Genomic DNA, 18,737 nt, shown 5'->3' on the forward strand with positions numbered 1-18,737 from the left:
GGAAGCACCTCGTGGCACGCATCGGTGACGGCGGCGACCTGCTCAAGTGCTCGTTCTGCGGAAAGAGCCAGAAGCAGGTGAAGAAGCTCATCGCAGGACCCGGTGTGTACATCTGCGACGAGTGCATCGACCTCTGCAACGAGATCATCGAAGAGGAACTCGCGGAGACCTCCGAGGTCCGGTGGGAGGAACTCCCCAAGCCCCGTGAGATCTACGAGTTCCTGGAGAGCTACGTCGTCGGCCAGGAGCCGGCGAAGAAGGCGCTCTCGGTAGCGGTGTACAACCACTACAAGCGCGTCCAGGCCGGCGAGAACGGCGGCGCGCAGGGCCGTGACGACGCGATCGAGCTCGCGAAGTCCAACATCCTCCTGCTGGGCCCCACGGGCTCCGGCAAGACCCTGCTGGCCCAGACCCTGGCCCGCATGCTGAACGTCCCGTTCGCCATCGCCGACGCGACGGCGCTGACGGAGGCGGGCTACGTGGGCGAGGACGTCGAGAACATCCTGCTCAAGCTGATCCAGGCGGCTGACTACGACGTCAAGAAGGCCGAGACCGGGATCATCTACATCGACGAGATCGACAAGGTCGCCCGCAAGAGCGAGAACCCGTCGATCACGCGCGACGTTTCGGGCGAGGGCGTCCAGCAGGCCCTCCTGAAGATCCTGGAAGGCACCACGGCGTCGGTCCCGCCGCAGGGCGGCCGCAAGCACCCGCACCAGGAGTTCATCCAGATCGACACGACGAACGTGCTCTTCATCGTGGGCGGCGCCTTCGCCGGCCTGGAGAAGATCATCGAGTCGCGTGCGGGCGCCAAGGGCATCGGCTTCGGGGCGACGATCCGCTCGAAGCGCGAGATCGAGGCGAGCGACCAGTTCCAGGAGGTCATGCCGGAGGACCTGGTGAAGTTCGGGATGATCCCCGAGTTCATCGGCCGCCTCCCCGTCATCACCTCGGTGCACAACCTGGACCGGGAAGCCCTCCTCCAGATCCTGGTCGAGCCGCGCAACGCCCTGGTGAAGCAGTACCAGCGCCTGTTCGAACTCGACGGCGTCGAGCTGGACTTCGAGCGTGAGGCCCTCGAGGCCATCGCCGACCAGGCGATCCTCCGCCAGACGGGCGCGCGCGGCCTGCGCGCCATCATGGAGGAGGTCCTGATGTCGGTGATGTACGAGGTCCCGTCCCGCAAGGACGTGGCCCGCGTGGTCATCAGCGCCGACGTCGTCCGCTCCAACGTCAACCCGACGCTGGTCCCCCGCATCGTCCCGAAGGACCAGGGCCCGCAGGAGAAGTCGGCGTAACCGACGCCAAGTTTGAAGAGGGGCGTCCCGGATATCCGGGGCGCCCCTCTTCGTTTTCCGGACGAAAGTGACCGATATTCGGACGATAGTTCTGTCGCCCCATGGCGCGGCGCCCGAGTCCTTGATCGACTCCCTCTCGACCATCTTCTTGGAAGGGACGAGACATGAAGAAGAAGCGCGCAGGCGCCGTTCTGGCGGCGATGTTCGCCGCTGCTGCGCTGCCGATCGTGGTGGCATCACCCGCAGCGGCCGATCAGGGCGATTGCCAGTATGCGCTGCATCAGGCGGGCTACGTGATCGGTCCGAACGTGCAGAGTGCCTGCGCGGCGGGTGCCGCTCACCAGGCGTGGTCCTTCAGTCAGTGTTACGGATCTCTGCTCAACATAGGAGTTAGGCCTGCTGACGCCTTGGCAGCATGCTTGGAGGCGTAGGCATCATGTCGCGCGCCCGGTGCGGAACCGCCCGCACCGGGCGCCGGGCGATCAGGACTTGACGCGGGCGGTGTTGTAGAGCTTCGCCGTGAAGTCGGCGGTCTGCTCCAGGGTGTAGCCGGGCCTGCCGGCGAGGATGGAGACGGCGTCGCTGGCGCTGACCGCGGCCAGGGTGCTGTAGTCCCCCCAGATGCAGACGGGCAGCGTGAACTCCTTGATTCCCTTGCTCGGGTCCTTCGGAGTCGCCTTGATCTCCTGGCACTTGAGCACGGCCCCATCGAACCCTTCGGGAGTGATCTCCTTCGGGCTGCCGACCAGTTCGACCGTCGACTTGTCGTTCTTCTGAGCGGCGTTCATCTTGAACATGGCGAAGTAGGCGTCGACCGACTTCTCCGGGTCGGCGATGTCGCCGTAGACGCCGCTGAAGTTGATGCCCTTCTGCGTGAGCGGATTCTTCGGGTCGCCGGTCATGTAGCTCATGCCCACCTGGGTGGGGTTCTTGATGCCGACGGCCTCGGCTTCCTGCTTGTCCTTGTCGCTGATGGGCTTCTCTTCGTACTTCGGGTTCTTCTGGAACTCGCCCACCGACTCCGGAGCGACCAGCTTGTAGCCCTTGGTGGCGTCGGAGACCGCGCCGCCCGCGCCGCCCAGGAACCACCAGCCGGCTCCCGCGATCACTGCCACGGCGACGACCACCGCGATGATCGGGCCCGCCTTCGACTTCTTCGGGGGCTGCGGCGGGGGTGCGTACGCGGGCTGGGGCTGCTGCGGCGTCTGGTAGCCGTACGCCGGCGGCTGGGGCTGCTGGCCGTACGGAGGCTGCGGGGGCGGGGGAGGGGTCTGGTAGCCGCCCTGCTGCGGGTAGGCCGGCGGGGGCGGCGGGGCCTGCTGGGGGTAGCCGTAGCCGGGCTGCTGGGGGGGCTGGCCGTACGGCTGCGGCGGCTGCTGCTGCCCGTAGGGGCCCGGCTGCTGTGGCTGCTGGCCGTACGGCCCCGGCTGGTTGTAACTCATCCCGCGTCCCCCTGTGAGGTTTGCTTATCCGTTTCACACATCCTGGCGGAAGGCACGGGCGCCCGGGGCGGCGGGCCCCCGGAATACGGGTTTCAGTACCGGACCGTTACGGCCCTAAACTGTGCCCGTGACCGAGAACACGCAGACACCCAGCGCACCCGACTCCGAACTGCCGACCGCCTACGCGCCGGCCGAGGTAGAGGGGAAGCTCTACGAGAGCTGGGTAGAGCGTGGGTACTTCACGGCCGACCCCGCGAGCGAGAAGCCCCCGTACACCATCGTCATTCCGCCGCCGAACGTCACCGGCTCGCTCCACCTGGGCCACGCCTTCCAGCACACCCTCATGGACGCCCTGACCCGCCGCAAGCGCATGCAGGGCTACGAGTCCCTGTGGCTGCCCGGCATGGACCACGCCGGCATCGCCACCCAGAACAAGGTCGAGCAGCAGCTCGCCGAGGAGGGCAAGTCCCGCCACGACCTGGGCCGCGAGGAGTTCGTCGAGCGCGTCTGGCAGTGGAAGGAAGAGTACGGCGGCAAGATCCTCGGCCAGATGCGCCGCCTCGGTGACGGCGTCGACTGGTCCCGCGAGCGCTTCACCATGGACGAGGGCCTGTCCAGGGCCGTCCAGACCATCTTCAAGAAGCTCTACGACGACGGCCTGATCTACCGCGCCGAGCGCATCATCAACTGGTGCCCGCGCTGTCTGACGGCCATTTCCGACATCGAGGTGGAGTACCAGGAGGACGCGGGCGAGCTCGTCTCCATCCGGTACGGCGAGGGCGAGGACAGCCTCGTCGTCGCCACCACCCGCGCCGAGACGATGCTCGGTGACACGGCCATCGCCGTCCACCCCGACGACGAGCGCTACAAGCACCTCGTCGGCCGGCTCATCAAGCTGCCGCTCACCGACCGCTCGATCCCGGTCGTCGCGGACGCGCACGTCGACCCCGAGTTCGGCACCGGCTGCGTCAAGGTGACGCCCGCCCACGACCCGAACGACTTCGCCATCGGGCAGCGCCACAACCTGCCCAACATGACGATCATGGACGAGCACGGTGTCATCACCGTCCACGGCCCCTTCCTCGGCCTGGACCGCTTCGAGGCGCGTTCCGCGGTCGTCGGCGCGCTGCGCCAGCAGGGCCGGATCGTCGCCGAGAAGCGCCCCTACCTGCACTCCGTCGGGCACTGCTCGCGCTGTTCGACCACCGTCGAGCCCCGCCTGTCCCTCCAGTGGTGGGTCAAGGTCGAGACGCTCGCCAAGGCCGCCGGCGACGCGGTCCGCGACGGCCGGGTCGCGATCCACCCGCAGGAGATGGAGAAGCGGTACTTCGACTGGGTCGACAACCTCAACGACTGGTGCATCTCGCGCCAGCTGTGGTGGGGCCACCGCATCCCGGTCTGGTACGGCCCCGACGGCGAGGTCGTCTGCGTCGGCCCCGACGAAGAGGCGCCCACGGGCGAGGGCTGGATCCAGGACACGGACGTCCTGGACACCTGGTTCTCCTCCGGCCTGTGGCCGTTCTCCACGCTGGGCTGGCCGGAGAAGACCCCGGACCTGGCGAAGTTCTACTCCACCGACGTCCTGGTCACCGGCCACGACATCATCTTCTTCTGGGTCGCCCGGATGATGATGTTCGGCCTGTACGCCATGGACGGCGAGGTCCCCTTCAAGACGATCGCGCTGACCGGCCTGGTCCGCGACGAGCGCGGCAAGAAGATGTCGAAGTCCTTCGGCAACGTCGTCGACCCGCTCGACTGGATGGACAAGTACGGCTCCGACGCCGTCCGCTTCACCCTGGCCAAGGGCGCCAACCCCGGCACGGACGTGCCGATCGGCGAGGACTGGGTCCAGGCGTCCAGCAAGTTCGCCAACAAGATCTGGAACGCCACGCGCTTCGCGCTGATGAACGGCGCCACGATCGAGGGCGAGCTGCCGCCGGCCGAGCAGCTGTCGGCCACCGACCGCTGGATCCTGTCCCGCCTCAACAAGACGGTCGCGCAGGTCGACGGCTACTACGACGACTTCCAGTTCTCGAAGCTCAGCGAGGCGCTCTACCACTTCGCGTGGGACGAGGTCTTCGACTGGTACGTCGAGCTGTCGAAGACGACCTTCTTCGCGGGCGGCGAGCAGGCGAAGGTCTCCGGCCGGGTCCTCGGCGAGGTCATCGACGTGATGCTGCGCCTGCTGCACCCGGTGGTCCCCTTCGTCACCGAGACGCTGTGGACCACGCTGACCGGCGGTGAGTCCCTCGTGGTCGCCGACTGGCCCAAGGACAGCGGCTTCCGCGACGAGGCCGCCGAGGCCGAGATCGAGAGCGTCCAGAACCTCGTCCGCGAGGTCCGCCGGTTCCGCAAGGAGCAGGGCCTCGACGACAAGCAGAAGGTGCCGGCCCGTCTCGACCTGTCCGGTACGGCGCTCGCCGCGCACGAGGCGGCCATCCGCCAGGTGCTGCGACTCCAGCCGGAGGGCGACGCCTTCAGCGCCTCCGCGACCCTCCCGGTCGCCGGCGCCACGGTCGCGCTCGACCTGTCGGGCACCATCGACGTCGAGGCCGAGCGCAAGCGCCTGACGAAGGACCTGGGCGCCGCCGAGAAGGAGAAGCAGCAGGCCGAGGCGAAGCTGGCGAACGAGGCGTTCATCGCCAAGGCCCCCGACAACGTCGTGGACAAGATCAAGGGCCGTCTCGCCAAGGCCGACGCGGACATCGCCCGGATCCAGGCGCAGCTGGCCGCCCTGCCCGCCGCGTAGCCGCGCGTCCCTGCCGCGTGCGAAGGCCCCCGCACCGTCTCCGGACGGTGCGGGGGCCTTCGCGTGGGCCCGTGTCCGGAGATGACCGGAGTGCCGCATATCACTTCATATGCGGCACCCCTCGATCCGCACCCCCCGGGCCGACCACGGATGATGGGGGGATGCACGTCAAGCCCGCCCCGTCGGCGTTCCACCGGGCCGTGGCCTCCGCCCGCCGGATGGCCGAGGGCTGGGGCGCCTCGCCCCGGGCGCAGGACGCCCTCGCCGCGCTGAGCTGCCTGGCCCTGATGACGCTGGACCTGCCCGGCCTCGCCGCCGCCGACAACTCCCTCAGCGGGGCGGGGGCCGCCGCCGTGCTCACCGCGGGCTGCTCGACGCTGCTGGCGCGCCGCCGGATGCCGTGGGCGGCGTACCTCACGGCCCTGCTGTTCATCGGCTGGCTGCACGAGCTGACCCTGATCCAGTTCGCGCTGTACTCCGTCGGCCGGTACCGGGGGCGCCGCGCAGCGGTCCTGGCCACCCTCGGGTACGTGGCCTTCGCGGTCGCGGTGTTCTGCCTGCCGGGCTGGCCCGAGCCGAAGGTGGCGACGCTCAGCTCCTTCCTGGGCCTCGTGGTGCCGATCGGGGTGCTCGCCTCCGCCGTCGGGATCGCCGCCTGCCGGCACGACCTGGTGCGCGAGCTGGAGGCCCGGCGGGCCGAGTCGGCGGTGCTGAGCGCCGTGCAGCAGGAGCGGACCTCGGTCGCCCGCGACGTCCACGACTTCGTGGGGCGGGAGCTGACCCTGCTGACGGTGCGCTCGGAGGTGCTGTCGATGCGGGCGCGGGAGACGCCGTACGCGAAGGACTTCGAGGAGCTGTCGGACACCGCCCGGCGGGCGCACCTGGTCCTCAACGAGATCATCGTGCAGCGCGGGGAGCGGGCGGCGACCCCCGGTGTGGACGGGCTGGCGGCGCTGGCGGAGCAGAGCGGGCGGGCCGGTTCGCCGGTCACGCTGGCGCTGGACCCGCAGGCGCACGCGCTGTCGCCGCTGCGGCAGGCCGCGGTCTACCGGGTGGTGCAGGAGTGCCTGACCAACGCGGCCAAGCACGCCCGCGGCGAGACCATCGAGGTGTCGGTCCGGGCGGACGGCCCGCACGTGCGGATCGCCGTCAGCAACGGCCTGCCCGACGGCGCCCCGGGCCGGGCCCCGGTCTCGGCGGGCTCGGGTACGGCGAGCATGGCCGAGCGGGTCCGCAGCCTGGGCGGCACGCTGACGGCGACGCGCACGCCGGACTCGTACGAGGTGGTGGCGACGCTGCCGCGCGGCTGACCGGGCCGGCGCTCAGGCCCCGGCGGGGGCGAGCAGACCGCTCAGCGTGTCGAGGTCCTCGACGCAGCGGCCGGAGCCCAGGGCCACGCAGTCCAGCGGGGCGTCCGCGACGAAGACCGGGATGCCGGTGGCGGAGGCGATGCGCAGGTCCAGGCCGGGGAGCAGGGCGCCGCCGCCGGTGAGGACGATGCCGTGCTCCATGATGTCGCCGGAGAGCTCCGGAGGGCAGTCCTCCAGGGTGGCGCGGACGGTGGCGATGATCGCCTCGAGGGGCTCGTCGAGGGCGGCCCGTACGTCGGTGGCGGTCAGCTCCAGCGTCTTGGGCATCCCGCCGGCCTTCTCCCGGCCGCGCACGGTGAAGGTGCGGGCCTCCAGCTCGGGCCGTCCGGGGACGGGCCAGGCGGAGCCGATGGCGATCTTGACGTCCTCGGCGGTGCGCTCGCCGATGAGGAGCGAGTGCCGCTTGCGCACGTAGTCCGTGATCGCGGAGTCCAGGCGGTCCCCGCCCACCCGCAGGGACCGGGAGGTGACGATCCCGCCGAGGGAGATCACGGCGACCTCCGAGGTGCCGCCGCCGATGTCCACGACCATCGAGCCGCGCGGTTCGGCCACCGGAAGTCCGGCGCCGATCGCCGCCGCCATCGGTTCCTCGATCAGGTGGACCGTCCGGGCGCCGGCCCGGGTGGAGGCGTGGACGATGGCCCGCCGCTCGACGGGGGTCACGCCGGACGGCACGCAGATCACCATCCGGGCGCGGGGGCGCCGGCCGGGCACCGCCTTGCGCACGAAGTGCCGGATCATCTCCTCGGCGGCCTCGTAGTCGCAGATCACCCCGTCCTTGAGGGGGCGGATGGCGGTGATGGAGCCCGGGGTGCGGCCGATGGTCTCCTTGGCCTCGGCCCCGACGGCCAGGGCGGTGGTGGTGCCGGCCCTGACCGCCACCACGGACGGCTCATTGAGGACGATCCCGTGGCCGCGCGCGTAGACGAGGGTGTTGGCGGTTCCCAGGTCCATCCCTATGTCGCGGCTGGAGGCGGTCGTGGTGGTGCTGGCCTGCGGCATTCGGTCCCCTCTCTCCTGCCGCAAGGCTTGCATGACGATCACGCCGCCTTCGCGCCCGTAGGTCCCGAAACGCCCGGGCCGGAAGTCCTGCGGGTCCCCGTCCGTAGACTGGTCCCCGTGAGTGAGCAGCAGCCCGAGAGCCACGACCGCGACCGCGACGGTACCTTCGACGAGTTCGACCAGATTGTGGCGGAAGAGTCCGACCGCGACCCCGACCTGGCGGTGATCGAGGCCGGCAGCCGTACCCTGCGCGCCCAGGCCGGTCCGCCGTCGGGCGACCCCGTGCCGTCCCGCCCCGAGGACCCGGAGGTGGCGAAGGCGCTGCTGGAGGTGGAGCAGGAACTGGCCACCCGGTGGGGCGAGACCAAGCTGGAGCCGTCCGTCAGCCGGATCGCCGCCCTGATGGACGTACTGGGCGAGCCGCAGCGCGCGTACCCGTCCATCCACGTCACCGGCACCAACGGCAAGACCAGCACGGCCCGCATGATCGAGGCCGTGCTGAACGCCTTCGACCTGCGCACGGGCCGTTACACCAGCCCGCACGTCCAGTCCGTGACCGAGCGGATCAGCCTGGACGGGGCGCCGATCAGCGCCGAGCGCTTCGTCGAGACGTACCACGACGTGAAGCCGTACGTGGAGATGGTCGACGCCGCCGAGGAGTACCGGCTGTCGTTCTTCGAGGTGCTCACCGGCATGGCGTACGCGGCCTTCGCGGACGCGCCGGTCGACGTGGCCGTGGTCGAGGTCGGCATGGGCGGCAGCTGGGACGCCACCAACGTGATCGACGGAACGGTCGCGGTGATCACCCCGATCAGCCTGGACCACACGGACCGGCTCGGCTCGACGCCCGGTGAGATCGCCCAGGAGAAGGGCGGCATCATCAAGCAGGACGCCACCGTGATCCTGGCGCAGCAGCCGGTGGACGCGGCGCAGGTGCTGCTGAAGAAGGCCGTGGAGGTCGACGCGACGGTGGCCCGCGAGGGCATGGAGTTCGGCGTCGTCTCCCGCGAGGTGGCCGTCGGCGGCCAGATGCTGACCCTGCGCGGCATGGGCGGCGAGTACGACGGCATCTTCCTGCCGCTGTACGGGGCCCACATGGCGCACAACGCGGCGGTCGCGCTGGCCGCCGTCGAGGCCTTCTTCGGCGTCGGCGGGGAGCACGCGCGGGAGCTGGACGCGGACACCGTCCGGCAGGCCTTCGCCTCGGTGACCTCGCCGGGCCGCATGGAGGTCGTGCGCCGCAGCCCGACGGTGATCCTGGACGCCGCGCACAACCCGGCGGGCGCGCAGGTGACCGCGGAGGCGGTCACCGAGGCCTTCGGCTTCAGCCGGCTGATCGGTGTCGTGGCCGCGAGCGAGGGCAAGGACGTCAAGGGCGTCTTCGAGGCCTTCGAGCCGATCTTCGCGGAGGTCGTGGTCACCGAGAACACCAGCCACCGGGCCATGGGCGCGGACGAGCTGGCGGCGATCGCCGTCGAGGTCTTCGGCCCGGACCGGGTGCAGGTGGAGCCCCGGCTGGACGACGCGCTGGAGGCGGCCGTCACCCTCGCGGAGGAAGAGGCCGAATACGGAGGGGCCGGGGTCCTGGTGACCGGTTCCGTGATCACGGTGGGCGAGGCCCGCCTGCTGTTCAAGAAGGGCTGAGGGATCGATGCGCACGCTCTGCGCGAGCACGCTGATCGGTGAATTCTTCATCGTCGGCTTCGCGGGCCTGGTGGCCATGAAGAACCCGGACCTGACCCAGGCCGAGGTGTGGACCGTCTGTGGTGTGACGATGCTGCTGTCGGTTCTGCTGTGCGGGATGCTCTCGCGTCCCGGCGCGGTGCAGATCGGCTGGGCCCTGCAGATCGGGCTGATCGCGAGCGGTTTCGTGGTCCCGACGATGTTCTTCCTGGGCGCGGTCTTCGCGGGCCTGTGGTGGTGCTCGGTGCACTACGGCCGCAAGATCGACGCGATCAAGGCGAGCTGGGCCGCCCGTCAGGCGGAAGCCGCCGCTCCTGACGCTGCGTGACGGTTCACCGTTTCGGCCCTGTAGATTCGTCGCACCGCACCCGTTTGCCGCAAGGAGCACCCACATGACCCAGCGCACTCTCGTCATCCTCAAGCCCGACGCCGTCCGTCGCGGGCTGGTCGGCGAGATCATCGGCCGCATCGAGCGGAAGGCCGGCTGGACCATCCCGGCGATGGAGCTGCGCACGCTCGACGCGGAGACCCTGGAGGCCCACTACGGTGAGCACAAGGGCAAGCCCTTCTACGAGCCCCTGATGGGCTTCATGGCGAGCGGCCCGGTCGTCGTCCTGGTGGTGGAAGGGGAACGTGCGATCGAGGGTGTCCGCCAGCTGGCCGGACCCACCGACCCGATCGCCGCGGCGCCCGGTTCCATCCGCGGGGACTTCGGCACCATCGTCCGCGAGAACCTGATCCACGCCTCGGATTCCGCGGAGTCCGCGGAGCGCGAGCTGAAGCTCTTCTTCCCCGCGCTCTGATTTCCGGGAACAGTCCTTTCTGACGAGACATCAGCCGAATAGCGCTCATGACCTGGGGCGACCGAAGTAATTTCGGTCGCCCTTCGGTATTGCGGGTATCGGCCGGGAACGCATGGCAAGGACACGACGTCACCAATCAGGGGGCGGGTTTCCGTTCCGGCGGGATCGCCGGAGTCCCGTCGCGCGGTACCGGTACTCGCGGCACTACGATGGGGCCTCCACCCACACACCCACCTCGCCGACCTGACAGCAGCCGCTATCAACTGGAAGGCCAGACGCTCCTCATGGGGAACAAGGGGAACAACATGTCGTTCATCGGCCGTGACATGGCGATCGACCTCGGGACCGCCAACACGCTGGTGTACGTGAGGGGCCGGGGAATCGTTCTGAACGAGCCGTCCGTGGTCGCCATCAACACGAACACCGGTGGAATCCTGGCGGTCGGCTCCGAGGCGAAGAAGATGATCGGCCGGACGCCCGGCAACATCGTCGCCGTACGGCCCCTCAAGGACGGCGTGATCGCCGACTTCGAGATCACCGAGCGCATGCTCCGGTACTTCATCCTCAAGATCCACAAGCGTCGCTACCTGGCGCGCCCGCGCGTCGTGGTCTGCGTGCCCTCCGGCATCACCGGGGTGGAGCGGCGCGCCGTCATCGAGGCGTCCACGCAGGCCGGCGCCCGCCAGGTGCACATCATCGAGGAGCCCATGGCCGCCGCCATCGGCTCGGGCCTGCCCGTCCACGAGGCCACCGGCAACATGGTCGTGGACATCGGCGGCGGCACCACCGAGGTCGCCGTCATCTCCCTCGGCGGTATCGTCACGGCACAGTCCATCCGGGTGGCCGGCGACGAGCTGGACAACGCGATCATCCAGCACATCAAGAAGGAGTACTCGCTCCTCCTCGGCGAACGCACCGCCGAACAGATCAAGATCACCATCGGGTCGGCGTACGACCTCGACAAGGACGAGCACACCGAGATCCGCGGCCGCGACCTGGTCTCCGGCCTCCCGAAGACCGTCGTCATCTCCGCCGCCGAGGTGCGCAAGGCCATCGAGGAGCCGGTCAACTCCATCGTGGACGCGGTCAAGACCACCCTCGACAAGTGCCCGCCGGAATTGTCCGGCGACATCATGGACCGCGGCATCGTCCTCACCGGCGGCGGAGCCCTGCTGCGCGGCCTCGACGAGCGGCTGCGCCGCGAGACGGGCATGCCGATCCACATCGCCGAGGACCCCCTCGACTCCGTGGCCCTCGGCTCCGGCAAGTGCGTCGAGGAGTTCGAAGCCCTCCAGCAGGTCCTGGACGCCCAGCCCCGGCGGTGATCAAACCCCCTCCAACGGGGCATGCGGAACACAAGGATCCGCCGTACGGGTGCTACCGCGCCGGTGCGGCGGATCGTTGATATACAGGCACAGTCCGGCGCGGCCCCGGCTCCGCCGGAGCGACTCCGCCGCACGGGTTTTCTACGAGGAAGGCACGGCCGCCGCACGTGAGGGACACACGAGAGAGCCGGCTGCTCCTGGTGCTGCTGATCGCCATCGCGTTCGCATTGATCACGGTGGACATCAGAGCGGGCGAGGAATCACCGGTCGACGGTGCCCGCAAGGCCGCGGCAGCGGTCTTCGGCCCGGTCGAGAAGGGCGTCGCCACCGCGGTGGGCCCGGTCGCCAACGCCATAGGGGCCGTACGCGACTCCGACGAGCGCCACAACCGCATCACCCGGCTGGAACAAGAGAACGCCCTCCTGAAGACCAGGATGGGCAGCGACGAGCGGGCCAAGAGCCGCATCCACGAGCTCGACGAGATGCTCAAGCGCGCCGGCGCCGGACAGTACGGCATCAAGGGGGCCGAAGTCATCGCCATAGGGTCCGCGCAGGGCTTCTCCTGGACCGTCACCATCGACGCCGGCAGCAAGGACGGCATCGAGCGCGACATGACCGTCCTCAACGGCGACGGCCTCGTCGGCCGGGTCACCACCGTCGGCCCCGACACCTCCACCGTCCTGCTCGCCAACGACCCCGACTTCACCGTCGGCACCCGCCTGGAGCAGAGCGGCGAACTGGGCTTCGCCACCGGCCAGGGCGACCGCGCCCTGTCGGTCCAGATGCTCAACGGCCGCGCCAAGGTCAGCCCCGGCGACCGCCTGGTCACCTTCGGCTCCCGCGCCAACAAGCCCTTCGTACCCGGCGTCCCGCTCGGCGAGGTCGTCCGCGTCGACCCCTCCAACGGCGGCCTCACCCGCACGATCCACGTCCGCCCCTTCGTCGGCTTCTCCCGCCTCGACATCGTCGGCGTGGTCGTCGTACCGCCCCGCGACGACCCGCGCGACGCCGTCCTGCCGCCCAAGCCCGAACCCCCCAAGCCCACACCGACGGTCACCGTCACGGTCACGCCCTCCCCGAGCGTCTCCGGCCGGCCCGCGGACGAGGAGGAACGCTGAGCCATGCGCTTCAACCGGATCCTGCTCTCCGCCACCCTCGTCGTGGTGGCCCTCGTCATCCAGGTCACCGTCCTGGGGCGGCTCCAGCTCCCCGGCGCCGTCCCCGACCTGATGCTGCTCACGGTCGTCGCCCTGTCCCTGGTGTACGGGCCGACCTCCGGCGCCCTCCTCGGCTTCGGCGCCGGACTCCTCGCCGACCTGGCCCCGCCCGCCGACCACGCGGCGGGCCGCTACGCCCTCGTCCTGTGCATCATCGGCTACCTCGTGGGACTGGCCCGCCCCGACAACGGCCGGTTCCGCTCCGCCTGGGGCCCGATGCTCACCGTGCTCGCCGCCGCCGTCGGCTCGATCCTGCTCTACGTCGGCGTGGGCGCCCTGGTCGGCGACACCGCCGAACGTCACGTCGGCCTCGGCGGGCTGCTGTTCACCGCCGTCCTCTACGACCTGCTGCTGGCCCCCTTCACGGTGCCGTGGATCATGGCCCTCGCCCGCCGGGCGGAGAACGACCCGATGGCCGTCGAAGCGGGCGGCGGCCCGCCGCAGGGCGCCGACGTGTCCTCCGGCTGGCTCGCCGGCGGCACCGGCCTCAGCATCGGCAGCCGGCGCGGCGGCCTGCGGCTGCGCACCGCCCGCGGCCGCGCGAACCGGGCCGGCCGGATAAAGGGCGTCAAAGGCGTGAAGAACGTCAAGAAGCTGTGACGGGGGAGCACGAGGCATGACCAACATTCCCGAGACCGGCCGCACCCCCCGGGTGCAGATCCGGCTCGTCATCATCCAGATCCTCGTCTTCTCCCTGCTCTGCACCCTCGGCGGCCGGCTCTGGTACCTCCAGATCCGCAACGGCCACGAGTACGCCGACGAGGCCAGGAGCAACCACGTCCAGCGCGTGGTGCAGCCGGCCGTGCGCGGCTCGATCCTCGACGCCCGCGGCGTCCCCCTCGCCGACAACGAGACCCGGCTGGTCGTCTCCGCCTCCCGCACCGAGCTGATGCGGATAAAGGACCGGGGCAAGGCCGTCCTGACCCGCCTCGCCGGAGTCCTGGACATGAAGCCGCAGGACGTCATGGACAAGATCCGGCTCTGCGACTCCCAGACTCCCAAGCCCTGCTGGAACGGCTCCCCGTACCAGCCGATCCCGGTCACCATGGAGGCCACCACCCAGCAGGCCCTCCAGATCCGCGAACGCCCCGAGGACTTCCCCGGCATCACCGCCGAACCGACCGCGGTGCGCCGCTACCCCGCGCCCGGCGCCGCCCGTACCGCGCAGGTCCTCGGCTACCTCTCGCCCGTCACCGACGACGAGATCCAGAAGGCCAAGGACACCGACGCGCCCCACCTGCGCTCCGACCAGGTCGGCCGCTCCGGGCTCGAGCGCACGTACGACAAGGAGCTGCGCGGCAAGGCGCAGGTCACCTCGTACGAGGTCGACAACCTCGGACGCGTCATGGACCAGACGAAGTCCGACCCCGGCGTCGCCGGGTCCACCCTCGTCACCAGCATCGACGCCCGGGTCCAGTCCGTCGCCGAGTACGAGCTCGCCCAGGCGATGAAGGTCGTCCGCAAGGAGACCGACAACATCACCGGACGCAAGTACGAGGCCGACTCCGGCGCCGTCGTCGTCATGGAGACCAAGACCGGCCGCGTCGTCGCCATGGCCTCCCAGCCCGACTACGACCCCAACGCCTGGGTCGGCGGCATCTCCGGCCAGGACTACGCCAACCTCACCAGCAAGAACTCCAACTACCCGCTGCTCAACCGGGCCATCCAGGGCCAGGCCCCCGCCGGCTCCATCTTCAAGGTGGTCTCCGCGAGCGCCGCCGTCCGCGCCGGCTACGCCTTCAACGACAAGTACAACTGCAGCGCCTCCTACAACATGGGCGGCCGCAGCTTCGCGAACTTCGAGTCCAAGGGCCACGGCCCCATCACCCTCGGCGAAGCCCTCAAGTTCTCCTGCAACACCGTCTTCTACGCACTCGGCCACAAGGAGTGGCAGCGCGACGGCGGCCTCGAACCCAAGAAGGACGCCCACGACTGGTTCTACCGGACCGCCCGTGAGTTCGGACTCGGCTCCGAGACCGGCATCGACCTGCCCAACGAGGTCACCGGCCGCATCCCCGACCGCCAGTGGAAGCAGAACTTCTGGGCGGCCAACAAGGACTCCTGGTGCAAGCAGGGCAAGAAGGGCGGCACCTACGTCGAGCAGATCGCCTACGAAAGCTGCCTCGAAGGCAACCAGCTGAAGGCCTACGACAGCATCAACTTCGCCATCGGCCAGGGCGACGTCCTCGTCACCCCCATCCAGATGGCCACCGCCTACGCCGCCATCAGCAACGGCGGCACCCTCTACAACCCCACCGTCGGCAAGGCCGTGATCAGCCCCGACGGCAAGATCCAGGAGATCAAGCCCACGTCCCACGGCAAGCTGCCGGTCGACGCCAAGACCGTCGCCGACCTCGACAAGGGCCTGCGCATGGTCGTCGAGCCCGGCGGCACCGCCGCCTGGCGGTTCGGCGGCTGGCCGCTGGACAGGATCCCGCTGCGGGCCAAGACGGGCACCGCCCAGGTCTACGGCAAGCAGACCACCTCCTGGCTGGCGACCTACACCGACGACTTCACCATCGTGATGACGATCTCCCAGGGCGGCACCGGCTCCGGAGCCTCGGGCCCCGCCGTACGCAACATCTACAACGCGATGTACGGCCTCACCATGGACGGCAAGGACACCGGCAAGGCCCTCCTGCCCAAGCCGCAGGCCGAGCTGCCCACCGTCCACCCCGACGGCACCATCGACGCCCCCGAGATCCGGCCGTACGTGCCCCCGTCCCCGGAGGAGCTGGCGCCGCCCGCGCTCGCCGGCCCGCCGCCCCTGCGGCATGACTGAGACGTGATGATGCAGACCGCCAACAACTTCTCCGTGTCCCGGTACGCGCCCCAGAAGGGCCCGCTCGCCCGGCTGACGGCCCGTGACTCGGTCCTGCGCCGCCTCGACTGGCCGATACTGCTGTCGGCGCTCGCCCTGTCCCTGATCGGCGCCGTGCTCGTGTGGTCGGCGACCCGCCACCGGGACACCCTCAACCAGGGCGACCCGCAGTACTTCCTCTGGCGCCACCTGCTCAACACCGGCATCGGCTTCCTCCTGATGATCGGGACGGTCCTCCTCGGCCACCGCAACCTGCGCGGGGCCGTCCCGGTCCTCTACGGGCTCTCGCTCCTGCTCGTCACGGCCGTGCTCACCCCGCTCGGCGCCACCATCAACGGCGCCCACGCCTGGATCGTCATCGGCGGCGGCTTCTCGCTCCAGCCCTCGGAGTTCGTGAAGGTCACGATCATCCTGGTGATGGCGATGCTGCTGGCGGCCCGGGTCGACGCCGGAGACCTGGAACATCCCGAGCACCGCACCGTGGTCAAGGCGCTGTGCCTGGCCGCCGCGCCCATGGGCATCGTCATGCTGATGCCCGACCTCGGGTCGGTCATGGTGATGGTCGTGATCGTGCTGGGAGTGCTGCTGGCCTCCGGGGCCTCCAACCGCTGGGTGGTCGGCCTGATCGGCGCCGGAACCGCCGGAGCCATCCTGATCTGGCAGCTGGGCGTCCTCGACCAGTACCAGATCAACCGCTTCGCCGCCTTCGCCAACCCCGAGCTCGACCCCGCCGGCGCCGGCTACAACACCAACCAGGCGCGCATCGCGATCGGCGGCGGCGGCCTCTCGGGCTCAGGCCTGTTCGAGGGCCCCCAGACCACGGGCCAGTTCGTGCCCGAACAGCAGACCGACTTCGTGTTCACGGTCGCGGGGGAGGAGCTCGGCTTCATCGGCGGCATCCTCATCATCGGCCTGCTCGGAGTGGTCCTGTGGCGCGCCTGCATGATCGCCCGCGCCACCACCGAGCTGTACGGGACCATCGTGGCCGCCGGGATCATCGCCTGGTTCGCCTTCCAGTCCTTCGAGAACATCGGAATGAACCTCGGCATCATGCCGGTGGCGGGCCTGCCGCTGCCCTTCGTGTCGTACGGAGGATCATCGATGTTCGCCGTCTGGGTGGCCGTCGGGCTGCTCCAGTCGATCCGCGTGCAACGCCCCCTCTCGGCCTGAGCCGACACGGTGCGGAGGGGGCCGTTCCGCCGAACGCCGAGGCCCTCTCCCACCGTGCTCCGATCGGGACTAGATTCGGTTCATGGCGGACACCAAGCGCGAGATCGAGCGGAAATTCGAGTTCCCGCGATCCGGCGGGAAGCGCTCCGGCACCACCGGTGATACCGACGGCGGCGCCGGCACGACCGGAAACACCGGAAACACCGGAAACACGGAGAAGACCGGCCGGGCGGCGAAACCCGGTGCGGGCGGCAAGGCGGCCGGGCACGGCAAGGCCGCCCGGCGCGCGGAGCCCCGGGCCGGCGCGCGGCCCGAGCTCCCCGACCTCACCGGCACCGCCGCCATCGCGGCCGTCCACGACCGGGGCACCGACCACCTCGACGCCGTCTACTACGACACCCCCGACCAGCGGCTCGCCGCCGACGGCCTCACCCTGCGCCGCCGCACCGGCGGCGAGGACTCCGGCTGGCACCTCAAACTCCCCGTCGCCCCCGGGGTCCGCGGCGAGATCCAAGCCCCCCTCGCCGACACCGTCCCGCCCGCCCTCGCCGCCCTGGTCCGCTCCCGGGTGCGCGACCACCGGCTCGAACCCCAGGTCCGGCTGCGCTCCGAACGCCGCACCCGCGACCTCCTCGACGCCGACGGCACCCTCCTCGCACAGCTCAGCACCGACACCGTCCACGCCGAACGGGGCGGGGCCACCGCGCACTGGACCGAGGTCGAGGTCGAACTCGCCGACGGCACCGGACCCGAACTCCTCGACGCCGTCGAACAGACCTTCCAGAAGGCCGGGCTCAAGGTCTCCGAGGCCCCCTCCAAACTCGCCCGCGCCCTCGCCGAGACCGGCAGCGGGGCCCCCGCCCGGCCCGCGCCCGGCCCGTCCGACGCAACCGCCGGCGCGCACGTCCTCGCGTACCTGCGCCGGCAGGTCGACACCCTGATCAGCTGTGACCCGGCCGTACGACGCGACCAGCCCGACTCGGTGCACCGGATGCGGGTCGCCTCCCGGCGACTGCGCAGCGCGTTCAAGACCTACCGCAAGATCCTCGACCGCGAGGTCACCGACCCCATCGGCGAAGAGCTGCGCCGGCTCGGCACGGAACTCGGCGCCGACCGCGACAGGGAAGTCCTCCACGACCACCTCCGGGAAGCGGTCGCCGGCCTCCCCCACCCCCTCCTCGCCGGCCCCGTCCACAAGCGGCTGCGCACCTGGAACAGCACCAGCCGCTCCGCGTCGCGCCGCCGCGCCCTCGCCGCCCTGGACGACGCCCGGTACCTCACCCTCCTCGACACCCTGGAGGCCCTGCTCGCCGACCCGCCGCTGCTGCCCAGGGCCGCGAAGCCCGCCGGCAAGGCCCTCCCCAAGGCGATCCTGCGCGACTACCGCAGGCTCGCCCGGCGGGTCGACCGCGCCCTGACCCTCGGCCCCGGGCAGGAACGCGACCGGGCCCTCCACGAGGCCCGCAAGGCGGCCAAACGCGCCCGCTACGGCGCGGAGGCCGCCGAACCCGCCCTCGGCAAGCCCGCGAACAAGTTCGCCAAGGCCATGGAGGCGGTCCAGGACGTGCTCGGCGAACACCAGGACAGCGTGGTCACCCGCACCGTCCTGCGCGACCTGGCCCACCAGGCCCACGGCGCCGGCGAGCCCTCCTTCACCTGGGGGCTCCTCCACGGCCGCGAGGAGGCCCGGGCCGAACGCACGGAACGCGACCTCCCGGCCGTCTGGGCCCGGGCGTCGCGACCGAAGCTCCGCTCCTCCCTGTGAACGCGGGTCGCGCGAGGTCCGGTGCGCGCCCCGCCCGCCGCCGGCCGCTGGGATTCAGGGGGCGGCTCCGAGCGGGTTACGCTTGAGAGTCG

15 protein-coding genes are annotated in these 18,737 nt (G+C 70.5%); 13 read left to right on the plus strand and 2 right to left on the minus strand.

Going from position 1 to position 18,737, the window contains the following annotated elements:
- Positions 1-11 precede the first annotated feature (11 nt).
- Positions 12-1,298: an ATP-dependent Clp protease ATP-binding subunit ClpX gene (clpX, locus tag ACZ51S_RS15250; RefSeq protein ID WP_134075487.1), complete on the plus strand. Its 1,287-nt coding sequence runs from the start codon at positions 12-14 to the stop codon at positions 1,296-1,298.
- A 164-nt stretch (positions 1,299-1,462) separates the two neighbouring features.
- Positions 1,463-1,729, plus strand: a complete 267-nt coding sequence (locus ACZ51S_RS15255; protein WP_468474912.1) for a hypothetical protein — start codon at positions 1,463-1,465, stop codon at positions 1,727-1,729.
- A 51-nt stretch (positions 1,730-1,780) separates the two neighbouring features.
- On the opposite strand, the gene ACZ51S_RS15260 is transcribed toward ACZ51S_RS15255, so the two are convergent.
- Positions 1,781-2,740 carry a hypothetical protein gene (locus ACZ51S_RS15260; RefSeq protein ID WP_468802013.1) on the minus strand — a complete coding sequence of 320 codons (960 nt, stop codon included), beginning with the start codon at positions 2,738-2,740 and terminating at the stop codon, positions 1,781-1,783.
- 127 nt (positions 2,741-2,867) lie between these two features.
- On the opposite strand from ACZ51S_RS15260, the gene ACZ51S_RS15265 reads away from it, so the two are divergent.
- Positions 2,868-5,489 (plus strand): valine--tRNA ligase, encoded by a 2,622-nt coding sequence (locus ACZ51S_RS15265; RefSeq protein ID WP_468474910.1) that lies wholly within the window; start codon positions 2,868-2,870, stop codon positions 5,487-5,489.
- A 161-nt stretch (positions 5,490-5,650) separates the two neighbouring features.
- Complete coding sequence (locus tag ACZ51S_RS15270; RefSeq protein WP_468474909.1) at positions 5,651-6,799, plus strand: sensor histidine kinase; 1,149 nt, start codon at positions 5,651-5,653, stop codon at positions 6,797-6,799.
- 12 nt (positions 6,800-6,811) lie between these two features.
- Here the strand turns inward: ACZ51S_RS15270 and ACZ51S_RS15275 are convergent, their stop codons facing one another.
- Positions 6,812-7,861: a rod shape-determining protein gene (locus ACZ51S_RS15275; protein ID WP_468474908.1), complete on the minus strand. Its 1,050-nt coding sequence runs from the start codon at positions 7,859-7,861 to the stop codon at positions 6,812-6,814.
- A 117-nt stretch (positions 7,862-7,978) separates the two neighbouring features.
- Here ACZ51S_RS15275 and folC point away from each other — a divergent pair, with 117 nt between their 5' ends.
- The 9 genes from folC (at position 7,979) to ACZ51S_RS15320 (ending at position 18,645) form a co-directional block, all read left to right on the plus strand.
- Positions 7,979-9,505: a bifunctional tetrahydrofolate synthase/dihydrofolate synthase gene (gene folC, locus ACZ51S_RS15280; protein ID WP_468960996.1), complete on the plus strand. Its 1,527-nt coding sequence runs from the start codon at positions 7,979-7,981 to the stop codon at positions 9,503-9,505.
- Between the two features lie 7 nt (positions 9,506-9,512).
- Positions 9,513-9,872 (plus strand): DUF4233 domain-containing protein, encoded by a 360-nt coding sequence (locus tag ACZ51S_RS15285; protein ID WP_388938929.1) that lies wholly within the window; start codon positions 9,513-9,515, stop codon positions 9,870-9,872.
- Positions 9,873-9,936: 64 nt separating this feature from the next.
- A complete protein-coding gene (ndk, locus tag ACZ51S_RS15290; protein ID WP_468960999.1) occupies positions 9,937-10,347 on the plus strand; it encodes a nucleoside-diphosphate kinase in 411 nt (136 codons plus the stop codon).
- 305 nt (positions 10,348-10,652) lie between these two features.
- Positions 10,653-11,672, plus strand: coding sequence for a rod shape-determining protein (locus ACZ51S_RS15295; RefSeq protein WP_030008578.1), 1,020 nt, complete (start codon positions 10,653-10,655; stop codon positions 11,670-11,672).
- 167 nt (positions 11,673-11,839) lie between these two features.
- Positions 11,840-12,790 (plus strand): rod shape-determining protein MreC, encoded by a 951-nt coding sequence (gene mreC / locus ACZ51S_RS15300; RefSeq protein ID WP_468474905.1) that lies wholly within the window; start codon positions 11,840-11,842, stop codon positions 12,788-12,790.
- Between the two features lie 3 nt (positions 12,791-12,793).
- On the plus strand, positions 12,794-13,489 hold the full coding sequence (gene mreD, locus ACZ51S_RS15305) for a rod shape-determining protein MreD (RefSeq protein WP_468474904.1): 696 nt from the start codon (positions 12,794-12,796) through the stop codon (positions 13,487-13,489).
- A 16-nt stretch (positions 13,490-13,505) separates the two neighbouring features.
- Positions 13,506-15,671, plus strand: coding sequence for a penicillin-binding protein 2 (gene mrdA / locus ACZ51S_RS15310; RefSeq protein WP_468961001.1), 2,166 nt, complete (start codon positions 13,506-13,508; stop codon positions 15,669-15,671).
- 9 nt (positions 15,672-15,680) lie between these two features.
- Positions 15,681-16,880, plus strand: a complete 1,200-nt coding sequence (rodA, locus tag ACZ51S_RS15315; protein ID WP_468475065.1) for a rod shape-determining protein RodA — start codon at positions 15,681-15,683, stop codon at positions 16,878-16,880.
- Positions 16,881-16,962: 82 nt separating this feature from the next.
- Entirely contained in the window at positions 16,963-18,645 is a 1,683-nt protein-coding gene (locus ACZ51S_RS15320) for a CYTH and CHAD domain-containing protein (protein ID WP_468961004.1), read from the plus strand.
- Positions 18,646-18,737 lie beyond the last annotated feature (92 nt).

The sequence above is a fragment of the Streptomyces sp. NPDC034043 genome (genome assembly GCF_055575675.1).